The 17,076-nt window shown below is 59.1% G+C and carries 12 protein-coding genes; 6 read left to right on the top strand and 6 right to left on the bottom strand.

Going from position 1 to position 17,076, the window contains the following annotated elements:
* Positions 1–85: 85 nt before the first annotated feature.
* The gene (locus tag HQN82_RS08610; protein WP_173614760.1) at positions 86–1,225 is read left to right on the top strand and encodes a GGDEF domain-containing protein; all 1,140 of its coding nucleotides are present in this window, start codon (positions 86–88) and stop codon (positions 1,223–1,225) included.
* Between the two features lie 18 nt (positions 1,226–1,243).
* Here HQN82_RS08610 and HQN82_RS08605 read toward each other — a convergent pair whose 3' ends face one another.
* The 3 genes from HQN82_RS08605 to HQN82_RS08595 form a co-directional block, all read right to left on the bottom strand.
* Entirely contained in the window at positions 1,244–1,447 is a 204-nt protein-coding gene (locus HQN82_RS08605) for a type II toxin-antitoxin system antitoxin (RefSeq protein ID WP_153776198.1), read from the bottom strand.
* 217 nt (positions 1,448–1,664) lie between these two features.
* On the bottom strand, positions 1,665–5,153 hold the full coding sequence (carB, locus tag HQN82_RS08600) for a carbamoyl-phosphate synthase large subunit (protein WP_113381205.1): 3,489 nt from the start codon (positions 5,151–5,153) through the stop codon (positions 1,665–1,667).
* A 158-nt stretch (positions 5,154–5,311) separates the two neighbouring features.
* Positions 5,312–6,175, bottom strand: a complete 864-nt coding sequence (locus HQN82_RS08595; RefSeq protein WP_037089822.1) for a LytTR family DNA-binding domain-containing protein — start codon at positions 6,173–6,175, stop codon at positions 5,312–5,314.
* Positions 6,176–6,222: 47 nt separating this feature from the next.
* Between HQN82_RS08595 and HQN82_RS08590 the strand changes: the two genes are divergently transcribed.
* Positions 6,223–6,711: a DUF2306 domain-containing protein gene (locus HQN82_RS08590; protein ID WP_142184916.1), complete on the top strand. Its 489-nt coding sequence runs from the start codon at positions 6,223–6,225 to the stop codon at positions 6,709–6,711.
* A 98-nt stretch (positions 6,712–6,809) separates the two neighbouring features.
* The gene (ypfJ, locus tag HQN82_RS08585) at positions 6,810–7,727 is read left to right on the top strand and encodes a KPN_02809 family neutral zinc metallopeptidase (RefSeq protein ID WP_173614759.1); all 918 of its coding nucleotides are present in this window, start codon (positions 6,810–6,812) and stop codon (positions 7,725–7,727) included.
* A gap of 30 nt (positions 7,728–7,757) precedes the next feature.
* Here the strand turns inward: ypfJ and HQN82_RS08580 are convergent, their stop codons facing one another.
* Positions 7,758–8,237: a DUF2938 domain-containing protein gene (locus HQN82_RS08580; RefSeq protein ID WP_107339155.1), complete on the bottom strand. Its 480-nt coding sequence runs from the start codon at positions 8,235–8,237 to the stop codon at positions 7,758–7,760.
* A 287-nt stretch (positions 8,238–8,524) separates the two neighbouring features.
* Complete coding sequence (gene mcpU, locus HQN82_RS08575) at positions 8,525–10,615, bottom strand: methyl-accepting chemotaxis protein McpU (protein WP_112766587.1); 2,091 nt, start codon at positions 10,613–10,615, stop codon at positions 8,525–8,527.
* 330 nt (positions 10,616–10,945) lie between these two features.
* On the opposite strand from mcpU, the gene HQN82_RS08570 reads away from it, so the two are divergent.
* Positions 10,946–12,343, top strand: a complete 1,398-nt coding sequence (locus HQN82_RS08570; RefSeq protein WP_004442888.1) for an MATE family efflux transporter — start codon at positions 10,946–10,948, stop codon at positions 12,341–12,343.
* A gap of 37 nt (positions 12,344–12,380) precedes the next feature.
* Here the strand turns inward: HQN82_RS08570 and carA are convergent, their stop codons facing one another.
* Positions 12,381–13,586: a glutamine-hydrolyzing carbamoyl-phosphate synthase small subunit gene (carA, locus tag HQN82_RS08565; RefSeq protein WP_045531978.1), complete on the bottom strand. Its 1,206-nt coding sequence runs from the start codon at positions 13,584–13,586 to the stop codon at positions 12,381–12,383.
* 338 nt (positions 13,587–13,924) lie between these two features.
* Between carA and HQN82_RS08560 the strand changes: the two genes are divergently transcribed.
* Positions 13,925–14,374: a GatB/YqeY domain-containing protein gene (locus HQN82_RS08560; protein WP_004442886.1), complete on the top strand. Its 450-nt coding sequence runs from the start codon at positions 13,925–13,927 to the stop codon at positions 14,372–14,374.
* Between the two features lie 390 nt (positions 14,375–14,764).
* On the top strand, positions 14,765–16,750 hold the full coding sequence (gene dnaG / locus HQN82_RS08555) for a DNA primase (protein WP_006699649.1): 1,986 nt from the start codon (positions 14,765–14,767) through the stop codon (positions 16,748–16,750).
* Positions 16,751–17,076 lie beyond the last annotated feature (326 nt).

Below are 17,076 nucleotides of genomic sequence, written 5' to 3'. Positions count from 1 at the left end.
TACGCATCGTTAGTTTTTCGTTTTAATTGAAATTTATTCGAGTCATTTTATATGTCTCATCAAAATATTTATAGACGGGCGTATTATGCTTGGTGAACTTGACCTTGCAACAGTCATACTAATGCAAAAATGCTCCTACATCGTGGGGCTAATGAGTTTTATCTATTTGATGCTGACCAATCGTGGCCTGCGCGGTCCTGTCACTCTTGCCGCGGGCTTTGCGGCAATGGCCGTCGGCTCAACGCTTGCCGGATATGGCGAGTGGAAGATATTGTCGCCGGCCTTGTGGCGGTTGGGCAGTATCGTATCCGGTATTGCAGGTTATGCGCTTATCTGGCTTGGTCTTAAAACGTTGAGCGACGGCCGTTTTGTATCGCAGAAAACTCTGCTTGGGACTTGTCTTGTCGTGGTGCTCGGGATTGTCATCGCGTATGAGGTGGCTGAGAGCAATGCGTTGCGCGCTGCGCTGTTCAATGGCTGTGCGGCGCTTGCCTATCTCGGCGCGGCCGCGGTGCTGTTTAGCGGCTGGCGCAAGGAGCCGCTTCTTTCCCGCATCGCGCTGGGCGCGATCACTACCGTCTCGGGGCTGATTTCACTTCTGGTGGTAAAGGGGGTGCTTTCACCCTCTCTCGCCTCCATCAACATCGTCAATGCGTTCTTCCTCATCATTATGCTCAACTTTGCGATTGCCCTGTTCGTGATGGTGCTGGTGGCTGAACGCTCGGAGCGGAAACTGTTGATCCTTGCCAATACGGATCCGCTGACAGGCGTGAAGAACAGGCGCTTCTTCTTCCAGACGATGCCCACAAGGCCTGATCCCACCGATGCGACAATGCTGCTCGATATCGATCACTTCAAATCAATCAACGACCGCTTCGGCCATTCCGTCGGTGACAGCGTCCTGCAGGAAGTGGCAAAGCGGATCGGCGGCAGTATTCGCAGTGGCGACGTGCTGGCCCGTTATGGCGGCGAGGAATTCATCATCTTCCTGCCCGGCGCAGGAAGCCAAAAGGCGTCAATGATAGGCGAGCGCAATCGCAACGCGGTTGCTTTGAAAGAGGTGGACTGCGGCGGGCTGCGTGTCGGTGTGACAATCAGCATCGGCATTGCGACAAGCGGCGAGATACACTGTGATCTCCAGACGCTGGCCGACATGGCCGACCGCGCGCTTTACCGCGCCAAGAGCGAAGGCCGCAACTGCGTCCGGGAAGCACTGGCGGCTTAAAGCCTGCCGTTTCAGATGCTATTCGCTCTCGTTCGATTTTTGGCCCATGTCATGGCCTACCTCTCGCTCACGCTGCCTAAGGGCTTCTTCCAGAAGAATTTCGATCTGCGCGTTAATGCTGCGCAGCTCGTCGCTCGCAGTCTGGCGGACAGCATTCAAAATCACCGGTTCGATGCGCAGTGGGAACGCTACACGCATCGGGCCGGGCGGTCGTCCAGTCATGCTTTTACTCCAGATGCGGCTTCAGGAACTGGGTGATCGGCGATGGCGGAGAATTCTCGGGACAGGGAAAAATCGTCATCGGCCTGCGGGTGGAAATGATGTTTTTTTGATACCGGCGTTGGATTGCAGGTGTATTACGCAATGAGAAACGCCGCCAACCTGGTGGTTCGCGGCGTTCCGGCGTTCATTCAGTTCGTCAGGCTTTCTTGCTGATCTCTTAGTTGAAGTAGCTCTGCAGCGGCTTCACTTCCAGATTGCCGGCCTTCAGCGCCTTGATGGCGAGGGCGGCTGCTTCGGCACCTGCCATCGTCGTGTAATAGGGCACCTTCTGCATCAACGTTGCGCGGCGCAGCGACTTCGAGTCGGAAATCGCCTTGTTGCTGTCGGTGGTGTTGATGACGAGCTGGACCTGACGGTTGCGGATGGCGTCTTCGATATGCGGACGTCCTTCCTGTACCTTGTTGATCTTTTCGGCGTTGATGCCTTTTTCGGCAAGGAAACGCTGGGTGCCGCCGGTCGCCAGCACTCTGAAGCCGCTTTCCACGAGAATGCGGATGGCGGGCAGAACGCCTTCCTTGTCCTCATCACGGACCGAGACGAAGACCGCGCCGGAGCGCGGCAGGTCGACACCGGCGCCGAGCTGGCTCTTGGCGAAGGCGAGCGCGAAATCCGTGTCGAGGCCGATGACTTCACCGGTCGAGCGCATTTCCGGTCCAAGCAGGATGTCGACGCCGGGGAAGCGCGCGAAGGGGAAGACGGCTTCCTTGACGGCAATGTGCGTGAGGTTACGCGGATCAGGCTTCTCGCCGTAAGCGGCAATCGCCGGATCGAGCTTCTCGCCCGCCATGACGCGGGCGGCGATCTTGGCGATCGGCGCGCCGATTGTTTTCGCGACGAAAGGCACGGTACGCGAAGCGCGCGGGTTGACTTCGAGAACGTAGATCGTGCCGTCCTTGATGGCGTACTGGACGTTCATCAGGCCGCCGACCTTGAGCGCCTTGGCAAGCGCCGTCGTCTGGCGCTCCAGTTCGTCGAGCGTTTCCTTGCTGAGCGAACGCGAAGGCAGCGAGCAGGCCGAGTCGCCCGAGTGGATGCCAGCCTCTTCGATGTGCTCCATGATGCCGGATACGAAGACGTTTTCGCCATCGCACAGCGCGTCGACGTCCACTTCGACGGCGTTGGTCAGGTAGCTGTCGAACAGCAGCGGGTTCTTGCCGAGCAGGGTGTTGATCTGGCCGGTCTTGTCGTTCGGGTAACGCTGCTTGATGTCCTCGGGTACGAGACCCGGAACCGTGTCGAGCAGGTAGGTCTGGAGCTGGCCTTCCGAATGGATGATCTGCATGGCGCGGCCACCCAGAACGTAGGACGGGCGAACCACCAGCGGGAAGCCGATTTCAGAAGCGACGAGGCGGGCCTGCTCGACCGAATAGGCGATGCCATTGTTCGGCTGGGCGAGATCGAGCTTCATCAAGAGCTTCTGGAAGCGGTCGCGGTCTTCTGCAAGGTCGATCATGTCAGGCGCGGTGCCGAGGATCGGGATACCGTTCTTTTCCAGCGCTTCTGCAAGCTTCAGCGGCGTCTGGCCACCGAACTGCACGATGACGCCGACGAGTTCGCCCTTTTCCTGTTCGGCGCGCATGATTTCGATCACGTCTTCGGCCGTCAGCGGCTCGAAATAGAGGCGGTCGGAAGTGTCGTAGTCGGTGGACACCGTTTCCGGGTTGCAGTTGATCATGATCGCTTCAAAGCCGGCATCCTTCAGCGCGAAGGCTGCGTGGCAGCAGCAATAATCGAACTCGATGCCCTGGCCGATACGGTTCGGGCCGCCGCCGAGGATGACGACCTTCTTGCGGTCGGAGACCTGCGCTTCAGAGCGGGCGGCGCCGACGAAGGGAATTTCATAGGTCGAATACATGTAGGCGGTCGGCGAGGCGAATTCAGCGGCGCAGGTGTCGATGCGCTTGAAGACCGGGCGGACGTTCAGGCTGTTACGCAGCTCTGCCACTTCCTTCGGGCGCTTGGAGGTCAGGCTGGCGAGGCGGGCATCGGAAAAGCCCATGGCCTTCAGCATCCGCAGGTTTTCGGCGTCCTGTGGCAGGCCGTGCTCGCGGATGCGGGCTTCCGTATCGACGATGGCCTTGAACTGGGCGATGAACCAGGGGTCGATCTTCGAGTTCTCGTGGACTTCCTCTTCGCTCATGCCCATGCGCAGCGCCTGGGCGACCATGCGCAGGCGATCCGGCGTCGGCGTGCCGATGGCAGCACGGATCGCGTTCTTGGAGCCTTCGCCCTCTTCGTAACCGGGAATTTCGATTTCATCGAGACCGGTAAGGCCGGTTTCGAGACCGCGCAGCGCCTTCTGCAGGGATTCCGCAAAGGTACGGCCGATGGCCATGACTTCACCGACCGACTTCATCGCGGTGGTGAGGATCGGCGACGCGCCCGGGAACTTCTCGAAGGCGAAACGCGGGATCTTGGTGACGACGTAGTCGATGGACGGTTCGAACGATGCCGGGGTGGCGCCGCCGGTGATGTCGTTTTCGAGTTCGTCCAGCGTGTAGCCGATGGCCAGTTTGGCGGCGATCTTGGCGATCGGGAAGCCGGTTGCCTTGGAAGCCAGCGCAGAGGAGCGCGACACGCGCGGGTTCATTTCGATGACGACGAGGCGGCCGTCCTTCGGGTTGACGGCGAACTGCACGTTGGAGCCGCCGGTCTCGACGCCGATCTCACGCAGCACCGCAATCGAGGCGTTGCGCATGATCTGGTATTCCTTGTCGGTCAGCGTCAACGCTGGCGCAACAGTGATGGAGTCACCGGTGTGGACGCCCATCGGATCGATGTTTTCGATGGAGCAGATGATGATGCAGTTGTCCGCGGTGTCGCGGACGACTTCCATCTCATACTCCTTCCAGCCCAGAACCGATTCTTCGACCAGAACTTCCGTCGTCGGCGAGGCGTCGAGGCCGCCGGAGACGATGTCGAAGAATTCCGAGCGGTTATAGGCAATGCCGCCGCCCGTGCCGCCCAGCGTAAACGACGGGCGGATGATGGCGGGCAGGCCGACATGATCGATGGCCTGGGCGGCAATGGCCATGGCGTGGGCCATGTAACGCTGCTTGCGGTCGGTTTCGCCGAGGTTCCACTGGTTTTCGAGGTCGTCCAGCGCCTTGTCGAGTTCGGGGCCGGAGAGCTTGCCCTTCAGTTCCGCCCGCGCAGCTTCATGCTTCTTGCGGTCTGCATCCTTGATTTCCGTGGCGTTGGCGAGCATCGAGCGCGGGGTTTCAAGGCCGATGCGGGCCATGGCTTCGCGGAAGAGGGCCCGGTCTTCAGCCATGTCGATGGCTTCGGGCTTCGCGCCGATCATTTCGACATTGTAGCGGTCGAGAACGCCCATGCGCTTGAGAGAAAGCGCGGTGTTGAGCGCGGTCTGGCCGCCCATGGTCGGCAGCAGCGCGTCGGGACGCTCCTTTGCAATGATCTTGGCCACGACTTCAGGGGTGATCGGCTCGACGTAGGTGGCGTCCGCGAGACCCGGATCGGTCATGATCGTCGCCGGGTTGGAGTTGACCAGAATGACCCGGTAACCTTCTTCCTTCAGCGCCTTACAGGCCTGCGTGCCGGAGTAATCGAATTCACATGCCTGACCGATAACGATCGGTCCCGCGCCGATGATGAGGATGGACTTGATATCTTGGCGCTTCGGCATGGGCTCTCTCGTTCCGCTTTTCGGTTGCGCAAAACACCGGCCAGGGTGGAAGATCACCGGCCGGGGAGCGCAATTCAAATGTTTTCAGGCTAGAAGCGGCTTATAGGCAAATGTTTTTGAGAACGGAACCCCATAAATTCCGGAATCGACAGAAACTCTTAACGGGCAGGGGCAAGCGCGGCAAAACGGGCCTGTACCGCCGCGGTATAGGAGCGGCTGACGGGAATTTCTGTGCCGTCCCTTGTCATGAGAAGCAGACGGCCTGTCTGTTTACGCAGCGCGACGACATTCGTATCGGCAATCCAGTGGGAGCGGTGCACCTGCAAGCCCTGCGTCTCGCCAATCTCCTTCAGCGCATCGGCAAAACGCAAGAGGACGAGTTGACGCCCGCGCGTGGTGACGATTTCGGTATAATGGTCCTGTACTGAGAGCCGCAGCAGTTCGCCACGCTTTTGCGGTGGAAGCCGCTCCAGCAGCGGTGCGAGGCCCTTAGCGTGTTTGATGTCTTCGTCTCTGACCGTAGAGGCATTGGCCGTCGTCTCGAACGACTGGCAGGCGGTGAGATAACTCAGCAGGCAGAAGATGGCGCAGAGAGGCAGGGAGGACAGGCTGCTCTGCAAAAAGGGGCCGAAACCCATTTCCCTGCCGGAAAAGACCCCGTTTGTGATGGTAAGCAAGAGCCCGATCGGCAAGGCGGCCGTCAGCGAGCCGATCATCATGCGCGCCAGCATATTTTCGATGCGGCCGGCAAGGATGCTGTTGGCGATGATGGAAAAGGATATGGCAAATATCCAGGCGCCGGCCTGAATGATTGTCCAGTAAAGCAACCGGTCGGCGAAGCTCATGGTTTCGCTCGTTCCGAAGGGCCCGGTCACGATGAAGATCGCCAGTACCGCAAGGAATGTCAGCCACAGCCTGCGCGATTGCAGAACGGCGTGCATTTCACGAAGCGTGGATTGCAGATACGGGTGATCCACGAAGTTTTCCTGCTGATGGCGCCAATCCGTTTTTCCTGTCCGCATGTTTCGCCGAAATTGCCGGTGATTTCAACCGAGCCGAAACAGCACCCATGTCATTCCAGCCTCTGTTAGACGCACCGCTTGCCGTGCAATTCCATGTCGCCACCGTCATGCCCGCAGCCATTCTCGGGGCCTTCATCTTCCTGCGTCCCAAGGGAACCGCCATCCACCGGCTGCTCGGCAAGATCTGGGTGCTGCTGATGGTTTCGACTTCCGTTTCGACCTTCTTCATCCATGAATTGAGGATGTTTTACGGTTTCAGCCCGATCCATCTGCTCTCCGCTTTCACGATATATGGCTGTCTGCAATCGATCTACTTCGCCCGGCGTGGCGATATCAGACGCCATATGCGGATTATGCAGAGCGTTTATCTGGGCGGCATCGTGATTGCGGGAGGATTCACCTTCGTTCCCGGACGCCTTATGAATAAGGTTACTTTTGGTGGCGGCGGAGCGGGATTTGTGGTCATTTCCGCCGGCGCTCTGGTCTTTGCCTTCCTGCTTCTGACCGTGCTGAAACAAAGACGCAGAGCCGCATGAAAGACTCCGCTGACCGCCTCTGCTTTCTTCCGGAACAAGATGTATTATAGTGCCGTTATAAGGCAGCTTGTTGAGGCGATAGTCGCCGGGAGAATAGCATGGAATGGAGAGGGCGCCGCCAGTCGGACAATATTGAGGATCGGCGCGGCATGTCGGCGGGGCCGAGTGATCCTTTTTCCCGAGGCGGGATGCGCGTGCCAATCGGGCGTCGCGGCGGCGGTATCGGGATTGGCGGTCTTCTGGTCATTCTGTTGATCAGCTGGGTGCTCGGCATCAACCCACTGACGCTGCTGACCGGCGGCGATCTGTCGATGGATGGCGGCGGTACGACGCAATCGGGGACCCAGCAGTCCGGCACGCGACCACAGGGGCAATCTGCCGACGAGACGACCGCCTTCGTCCGCACCGTTCTTGCCGAGACCGAGGATACGTGGAGCGGCATTTTCCAGTCGGCAGGCGAAACCTATCAGAAGCCGACGCTGGTTCTGTTTTCCGGGCAGGTGTCTTCCGCCTGTGGTTATGCTTCCGCTGCCAGCGGTCCGTTCTATTGCCCCGGCGACCGTAAGGTCTATCTCGATACCAGCTTCTTCAAGGAACTCGACCAGCGTTTCGGCGCGGCTGGCGATTTCGCGCAGGCTTACGTGATTGCGCATGAGGTCGGCCACCACATCCAGAACCTGACCGGCGTTCTGCCTGAGTTCAACCGCCGCCGTCAGTCGATGAGCCAGACGGACGCCAACAAGATGTCGGTGCGTGTGGAGCTTCAGGCGGATTGTTATGCGGGCATCTGGGGCAAGTTTACCGAACAGAAGGGCATTCTTGAGACCGGCGACCTTGAGGAAGCCCTGAACGCGGCCCATCAGATCGGCGACGATACGCTGCAGAAGCAGACTCAAGGCTATGTGGTGCCCGATAGCTTCAACCACGGCACCTCGGCGCAGCGCATGGAATGGTTTAAGCGCGGCTTCCAGAGCGGCCGGGTCGAGGACTGCGATACTTTCTCGGCGAATATCTGAGGAGAGGGGGCTTTTCAGCCCCCTTTTCGTTTAGCTCATCAAGAGCGCCACGACATACATGCCGAGGGCGAAGATGGTATGGGCCACGAGGTTGAGGACGCGAACCTTCGTTGGGTTCGGTGTCTTCGATGCGGCCCAGCCAATGCCGAGACCCGGCTGCAGCAGGAACCAGCCTGCGCCCACCGTTATGATGCCGACGACCCACGGCGCTATGAAGGACGGGTTTGCAAACCAGGTGACTGGGACCACCAGGGCAAGAATGACACCATAGAGAATCCCGACGGCGTAATGCGAAATCCAGCCGAGCGCCAGTTCATGCTCGTAGGGTTCAGCCGTGGCGATGCTGTCGTGAAATATCCTGCCTTTCGGCACATGCCAGAACCAGCGGCCGACCGGCGCCCAGTTCGGGGCGGACTGGCCGAAGAACCGGTGCAGTATGATTGCCCATATGTCCATAAACACGGTGCCGCCAATGCCCATGGCAATGCCGCGCCAAATCAGTTCCAGCATGAATCCCTCCGCATGATCATGATCGATCAAGCTCTAGCGGATCGTGTGAATGGCGGGAACCGACTATTAGGAGGGTGGGCAAAAAAATGGCCGGATCGCTCCGGCCATGAGGTGAGAAAGGCGTAAGATTTCACCTCCGTCATGCTCGGGCGTGTCCCGAGCATCTGCGACGTATGTTTTATACGAGACGTGGTTGGATCCTCGGGACAAGCCCGAGGATGACGTCGAGCGTGGTGATGGTTGGCCATGATCCGGTGCTATAACGATCGGCCAATATCCATTCTCCCTTAAGCAGCCCGCCCATATTCCGCCTGCCGCCGCGTAGCCGTGGCGAGCTGGAACTGCGCTAGCAACTCATTCAGCGCCGCCGCTTCCGAGGCGAGGCCATGACTTGCTGCCGTCTGCTCCTCGACCATGGCGGCATTCTGCTGCGTGCCCTGATCGATGGTGTTGATGGCGGTGTTGATTTCCTGGAGGCCGGTCGACTGTTCGCGCGATGCGGTGACGATCGCGTCGATGTGGCGGTTGATCTCCTGCACTTCGCGGACGATGGTTTCCAGCGCCTTGCCGGCATTGCCGACGAGTTCGACGCCGGACTGCACCTGCGAGGTGGAGGCGTTGATCAGCGTCTTGATCTCCTTTGCCGCATTGGCGGAACGCTGGGCAAGTTCGCGCACTTCCTGGGCGACGACAGCAAAACCCTTGCCGGCCTCGCCGGCGCGGGCGGCTTCAACACCGGCGTTGAGCGCGAGCAGGTTGGTCTGGAAGGCGATCTCGTCGATCACGCCGATGATGTTGCTGATCTCGGAAGATGATTTTTCGATGCCTTCCATGGCGCGCACGGCATCTTCGACGATGACGCCGGACTGTTCGGCATTGCCGCGGGCGCGGTCGACCAGACGGCCGACTTCTTCCGCACGGCGGGCGGAATCCTTGACAGTCGTGGTGATTTCCTCAAGCGCCGCCGCCGTTTCTTCCACGGAGGCTGCCTGCTGTTCGGTGCGTCGCGCCAGATCGTCGGCTGACTGGCGAATTTCGCCGGCACCGGCATCGATCGCAAGCGCGTTCTGTCCGACGGTGCTGAGCGCAGCATTCAACTTCGCAACTGAATTGTTGAAGTCGTCGCGCAGGCGATCGATGCGGGACACAAACGGCGTATCGATACGATAATTGAGATCGCCGTTGGAGAGATGAGCAAGACCCTTTGCCAGTGAATCGACTGCAAACTGGATATCGGCCGCGTCTTTTGCTGCCAGTCGTTCCCGCTCGTTACGCTCCTGTTCGGAAAGTGTGCGGTTCTGTTCGGCGTCCCCTTCGAGCCGCAGGCGTTCCATGGCGTTCGAGCGGAACACGGCAACGGCCGCAGCCATTGAGCCGATCTGATCGGTGCGTTCCTGGCCAGGAATGGCGACCTCGAGATTGCCGGCAGCCAGGCCTTCCATGGCGGAGGTCATCTGCGTTACCGGGCGAACGATGAAGCGGGAGAGCACTGTCGCCAGCAGGCCGATCATGATCGTGGCGGCGAGAATGGTGGCGATGGTGGCGGCCATGCGGAACTGCCCGATGGCGCCATAGGCAACATCGGAATCAACAACGAAGCCAAGATACCAATCGACCGAAGGCAGGCCGGCAACGGGAATGAAACTGGTGATTTTGCCCTTGCCGTCGATTTCCGTCTGGGAAATTGCAGAAGAAATCACCGGCGTATCGACTTTGAAGAGGTCGTTTAGCGGCTTGTCGACGAATTTTGCATCGGGGTGGATGAGGATCTTGCCATCCTTGCTGACGAGGAAGGCGTAACCGTCCTTGCCGGCATCCACTGACGTGATCATCTTGACCAGGGAGTCGAGCGAGAAGTCGCTGCCGGTTACACCGGTAAGCTTGCCGTCGACGGAGACCGGAATGGCAGCCGTGATGATGAGGCCGCCGGTGGAGGCGTCGTTATAAGGCTCGGTCAGCACCGTCTTCCCGGCTTTCACCGCATCCAGGTACCACGGGCGCTTGCGCGGGTCGTAGCCTTCCGGCAGCGGTGTCTTCGGGAAGGTGGTGAAGGTGCCGGTTTCCGCATTGCCAAAATAGGTGGACATGAATTGCGCGGTCAGCACCTCATTCTCTAGAAACTGCAGCTTCGCACCGTCCTCGGTAAGCTTGGCAAGCGTCTTTGCCACGGTTTCCGTCAGCATGATGCGGCCATTCAGCCAATTCGCGATGCTCTGGGCGGCCTGCTTGCCGGAAGAATCGATATTTTCCGCCACCGCTTCGGTAGTGACCCGATGCTGAAGGCTGTCGATATAATACGAGAAGCCCGCGAAGGCGGCGACGACAAGAGATGACGCGGCAACCAGAATGCGCGTCATAAGATTGGTTTTCTTTGGCAAGCTACAGATCCTTGAAGCCCGATGCACCGATAAGGTCATCTTGAACAATGGTTGGGGAAACATGCCTCGAAGGCGGGAATATTCTGCGTCATGCAGCTTATGATTTTAGAAGAACTATTCGATGTTCTAATGGATAAAGGCGAATGGTAAAATTCGACTAAACTTGTGTTTGGCGAGGGCTCGTATTGCGAATTTGTCGAGCCTTTTCAGAACTGCGTAATTTTTAACCATGCACTGCTGCCGGTTGCATGCAGACAGCGATTATTTTATTCATCCTCGTGCTGCCGTTGCGCAAATCGCGGGCAACGGCCAATGTTCGGGTGAATTACAATGTCTTCGTCGGTTGTTGCAGGAACCGTTCCTTCCGGATCGGGGTCGTGGTTTTCTCATTTCAAGGCTACGCTTGTTCTCGGGATTCCGCTTATCGGCGCGCAGCTCGCGCAGCTTGGCATCCATACCACCGATATGGTGATCGTCGGTCAGCTGGGTGCAGAGAAGCTGGCGGCCATGGTGCTGGCCGGGCAGTTTTTCTTTGTCGTCTTCATTTTCGGCTCGGGCTTCTCCGTTGCCGTCGTACCCATGGTGGCCCAGGCTTACGGGCAGGGCGATGCGACATCTGCGCGCCGCTCTTTGCGCATGGGCATGTGGGTGGCCATTGCCTATTGGCTGCTGGCGCTGCCGATCTTCATGAATGCAGAGCGCATTCTGGTTGCGCTTGGGCAGAACGCCAACGTAGCGGCACTGACCGGCCATTATCTCGCCATCGCCAAATTCGGCCTTCTGCCGGCGCTGCTGTTTTATGTGCTGCGTGGCCTTGTCAGCGCCATCGGCCGCGCAGGCATCATTCTTTATGCCACCATCATCATGCTGGTGATGAATGGTATACTCGCCTATGCTCTTGTCTTCGGACATTTCGGGCTGCCGGCCATGGGCATGAATGGCGCGGCCGTGGTTGCGGTCATCGTCAACGCCTTCAGCTTCATCTTCATCGTGGCTTATGTGCAGACGCGCGAGGAAACGAAGAAATACGAGCTGTTCGTGCGCTTCTGGCGGCCGGACTGGCATGCGCTTTTTGAAGTGCTGCGTCTTGGCCTGCCGATCAGCATCACCATTCTTGCCGAGGTGACCCTGTTTGCTGCCGCCTCGATCCTGATGGGGCAGATCGGCACGGTACAGCTCGCGGCGCACGGCATTGCCCTGCAGCTCGCTTCCATCGCCTTCATGATCCCGCTCGGCCTTTCGCAGGCAGCGACCGTTCGCGTCGGCGTGGCGCGGGGCCAGGGGGACTTCAAAAACCTCATCCGCGCTTCGATCATGATTTACGCCATCGCCTGTGGCATCGCCCTGTGCGGTGGCATCCTGTTTGCGGCGGTGCCGGAATTTCTGGCGAAGTGGTTCCTCGATCCGAAATTGCCGGAGGCCGCCGAGGTGCTCGCTTATGCCAGCAGCCTGGTGGTGATTGCCGGCATCTTCCAGCTTGTCGATGGCATTCAGGCGGTCACGGCAGGCCTGCTGCGCGGGTTGAAGGATGCGCGTATACCGGCGATGCTGGCGCTGATCTCCTATTGGCCCATTGGGCTGGCGCTTGCCTGGACCATGGCTTTTCCGCTCGGTTTCGGCGGGCGCGGTGTCTGGTTCGGCTTTGTGATCGGTCTTTCGACAGCCGCCGTTCTTCTCACCATCCGCTTCGTGCTGCTTGTGAAGCGTGAAATGAAAACGGCCCGCTGAGAAGCGGGCCGCATGTAACGTCCGGATTGGAAAAGTATCAGCGCTCGGCGAGCGCTGCCTCACCCTTCTTTTCACGCAGCAGGTTGACGAAGCGGCGGAAGAGATAGTGGCTGTCCTGCGGGCCCGGCGATGCTTCCGGGTGGTGCTGGACGGAGAAGACCGGCTTGCCGGTGATGCGCAGGCCGCAATTGGTACCGTCGAACAGCGAGATGTGGGTCTCTTCGACGCCCTCGGGCAGCGACTTGGTATCCACCGCAAAGCCGTGGTTCATCGAAACGATTTCCACCTTGCCGGTCGTGAAGTCCTTGACCGGATGGTTGGCGCCATGGTGGCCCTGATGCATCTTTTCGGTCTTTGCGCCAACCGCAAGGCCGAGCATCTGGTGGCCGAGGCAGATGCCGAAGATCGGCAGGTCGGTCTTGATGAGGTTCTGGATAACGGGAACGGCATATTCGCCCGTCGCGGCCGGGTCTCCGGGACCGTTGGACAGGAACACGCCATCCGGCTTCAGCGCCATGATGTCTTCAGCCGAAGTCTGGGCCGGAACGACCGTGACCTTGCAATCGAGACCGGCAAACAGACGCAGGATGTTGCGCTTGACGCCGAAGTCGACGCAGACGACGTGATACTTGGCATCGGCTTCGCCGAGCGTGCCGTAACCCTTGTTCCAGACCCACGGCGTTTCCGCCCAGGTGGAAGACTGGCCGGAGGTGGCTTCTATGGCGAGATCGAGGCCGACGAGGCCGCTCCATGCCTTGGCTTCCGCCTTCAGCGCTTCGATATCGAAGACGCCGTTCGGATCATGGGCGATAACCGCGTTCGGGGCACCGTTTTCGCGGATCCATGCCGTCAGGGCGCGGGTGTCTATGCCGCAGAGGCCGATGACGCCGCGGGCCTTCAGCCAGGCATCCAGATGCTTGACGGCGCGGAAGTTCGAAGGGTCGGTGATGTCGGCCTTGAAGATGACGCCGACGGCGCCGCGCCGGGCGGCGGGCGTCAGGTCTTCGATATCTTCTTCATTGGTGCCGACATTGCCGATATGCGGGAAGGTGAAGGTAACGATCTGGCCGAGATAGGAGGGGTCGGTGAGGATTTCCTCGTAACCCGTCAGCGCCGTGTTGAAGCAGACCTCGGCCTGAACCTTGCCGGTTGCGCCTATGCCTGTTCCTTCAATCACCGTGCCATCGGCAAGAACAAGCATTGCGGTCGGTTTGCGGGTAGTCCAGGGCGCTGTCTCGGTCATCTCGTTCCGTTTCTGCCGCTTCGCACCCCGCCTCTTGAAAGGCAGGGGGTAAGGGGCCATTTTTGTCGCAGGCTTCGTGACATAAAGGGGCGCGCGATAAAGCTCGCGTTCCGACCCTTCGTTAAAATCTCGTGCAGGTGCCGGAAAATAACGAAAGCAGCCCAAGCGGTCAACCGCAGGGCCAAGATTTACGTGGAATTAAACCACCGTATTTTCAAGGTCTTATGCATTTGATTTGCTTGAGCGTGTCGGCTCGTTTATGTCGTTTCGCAAAATGAGGTGGAAAGTTTCCGTATCGAGAAGCTGCGGAAAGCGCTTTCCCAAGGAGAAGAAAAATGATGCGCGACACGTTCGCAAACGCTTTGAAGGACGCATTGAAGGCTCGTGATGCACGCCGCACCTCGACCGTGCGTCTCATCCAGACGGCCATCAAGGATCGCGATATCGCCAACCGCGGCGTGGGCAAGGACCCCGTCAGCGATGAAGATATCATGCAAATTCTGACCAAGATGGTGAAGCAGCGGGAAGAATCCGCCAGCATCTATGAAGGTGCGGGCCGTCCCGAACTTGCCGCTCAGGAGCGCGAAGAAATCGTCATCATCAAGGAATTCATGCCGGAAGAAATTCCGGCCGAGAAGGTGCGCGAACTTTGCCAGGCCGTCATCGCCGAAACCGGTGCTTCCGGCCTGCGTGACATGGGCAAATGCATGAATGCGCTGAAGGAACGTTATCCCGGTCAGATCGACTTTGCGAAGGCCTCCGGCGTCGTGAAGGATCTGCTGAAGTAAATTCGGCAATGCCAAAAAAGTAAAGGCAGGGCAGATGTGGGCTGCCCTGCCTTTTTCTGTCGACGAAAACGCATTCCGGCGGATCAGAATGCTCTCAAGCGCAGGCGTTTTTCGGGGGACGTGCCTGCGGGCGTCGGCAGATTTCTGCGATTTCGTTACTTTGACTGTGGCTGTGTTTTTACATCGCGCGGACGGACTGCTCAAATTACAAAAACATAATTTTTAGTGATGATGCAGCGCCACAAATTTGCCTAAAGCAGGCGCAAAGGGCTTTGCCAGCTTTTGCGCCACCCTGTGAATAACGGGTATTGTGGCTGTGAACTGGTTCATAGGGTTGGTGCTGGCGCCATTCTGCGCTTATATGAAAGACCGGCCTCGAACAGGTAACCCATGCGCTTCTCCAACTCTTTCCTTGATGAGATACGCGACCGCGTGAACATCTCCGATGTGATCGGCAGACGCGTGTCCTGGGACAAGAAGAAGACCAATGCGCCGCGGGGGGATTATTGGGCCTGCTGCCCGTTCCATGGCGAAAAAAGCCCGAGCTTTCACTGTGAGGACCGCAAGGGGCGGTATCATTGCTTTGGTTGCGGCGTTTCCGGCGATCATTTCCGCTTTCTGACCGAGCTTGAGGGCTTAAGTTTCCCGGAAGCCGTGCAGCAGATCGCCGATATGGCCGGCATTTCCATGCCGCAGCCCGATCCGCAGGCGGAGAAGCGGGAGCGTGAGCGCACCTCTCTGCAGGATGTCATGGAAATGGCGACGCTGTTCTTTCAGGATCAGCTGCAGACGGCGCTCGGCGCTCGGGCTCGGGCTTATCTGCGCGATCGCGGGTTGACCGGTCGTACCATCGAGACTTTTCGGCTGGGTTATGCGCCTGACAGTCGCAACGCGCTGAAGGAGCATCTGGCAAGCAAGGGTGTGTCGAAGGAGCAGATGGAAGCCTGCGGGCTGGTGGTCCATGAAAACGTGCCGGTCTCCTATGACCGTTTTCGCGACCGCATCATGTTCCCGATCCTGTCCTCGCGGGAAAAGGTGATTGCCTTCGGCGGCCGCGCAATGGCTTCGGATGCGGTGGCGAAATATCTCAATTCCAACGAGACCGAGCTCTTTCACAAGGGCAATGTTCTCTATAATTTCGCCCGTGCACGTCGGGCCTCACAGGCGGCGGGCGGCACGGTCATTGCCGTCGAAGGCTATATGGATGTCATCGCGCTTTATCAGGCGGGCGTCGAAAATGCCGTCGCACCGCTCGGCACTGCCTTGACCGAAAGCCAGCTCGATCTGCTCTGGAAGATGTCGCCGCAGCCGATCCTCTGCTTCGATGGCGACGGCGCCGGCATTCGCGCCGCCAACCGTGCCGCTGATCTCGCCTTGCCACATATCAAGCCGGATCGCTCCGTCAGCTTCGCGCTTCTGCCCGACGGCAAGGATCCGGATGATCTCGTGCGTCTGGAGGGTAGGGCGCCTTTCGACCGCGTTCTTTCCGAGGCAAAGCCGCTGGCCGCGATGATCTGGAGCCGCGAGACCTCAGGCGTTACTTTCGATACGCCGGAAAAGCGTGCCCAGCTCGAGAGCCGCCTGCGGCAGATCGTGGCCGTTATTGGTGACGAGACGGTGCGGCGCTTCTATCAACAGGACATGCGTGACAGGCTGAATGCCTTCTTCCAGCCGCGCTTTCAGGCAGGCGGGCAGCAGGGTGGCAATTTCCGCCGCAATGGCGCACAGGCGCCGGGGCGTGGCTTTCAGCGCAACGCACCGGGCCGGGGTGGGGCTATGGCCGCACCTGCCAGCAGTATTTCGGAACGGTTGGCGCAATCCGGCCTCGTCAGGGGTTATCAGACCAAGCCGTCGCTTCGGGAGAGCGTTCTGGCCATCACCATCGTCAACCATCCCGAACTGCTTCTCGAGGAATATGACGAGATCGCCGCGATCGACTATGAGAACCGTGACCTGCAACGCCTGTGGTCTACGGTTCTGACCTACGCGGCCGAAAATGCGGCTGCGATATCGCGGGCGGGGCTGATCGAGCGCCTGTCGCAGCAGGGCTTTGACGTGCTGCTGAAAACCATGGATCAGCAGGTGCGCAATGCCCGTCTGTGGACGGCGACCGGCGAGGCGGCGATGGAGGATGCACGGGAAGGTTACGTGCAGGCGCTTTCCCTGCACAAAAGGACAAAGTCGCTCCTCTGGCAGAAAAAGGAGCTGGAGCGCGAAATTGCCGAGGCGACGGATGATGAGCGCGGGACGCTTCTGGTGCGCGCGCTTGCCGAGGTTCAGCTGGAGATCGGCCGAATGGAAAATCAGGAGGCCATCATCGATGGTTTCGGGGTCATGTCCGGCCGGGTGAAGGGACCGGCCGTCGGCCATGGATGATCGTCGCGGCAAGAATTGAAAGGTGTGTGGGGTTGCCTTTTGCGGCAGGCGTCCTAAATAGGGGATAGTCTGGTGATAATTCGCAAAATGCGGCTCTTTTTAAGAATTTCCGTGGCTGTCTCGCCTTCAAAGGCTTGACGGGGCGGGAAATAGCGGGAATCACCAATTCAGGAAAAGTAAGGTGGAATGAGCCTTGGCGGATAGAAATTGCATGAGCAAGCATTTCCGGGTGCACTGTCCTTGCATTCTGCCTGAGGCTGCCGTGGTTAATCGGCAATTAAAGATCACTCCGTTAGGTGTCTGACAGTGATTCGCGGCAATGCGCC

It is taken from the genome of Agrobacterium pusense (assembly GCF_013285525.1).
GTDB lineage: Bacteria > Pseudomonadota > Alphaproteobacteria > Rhizobiales > Rhizobiaceae > Agrobacterium > Agrobacterium pusense.
Note: the sequence above shows the minus strand (reverse complement) of the source record. Positions and strands in the feature narration are given on the sequence as shown.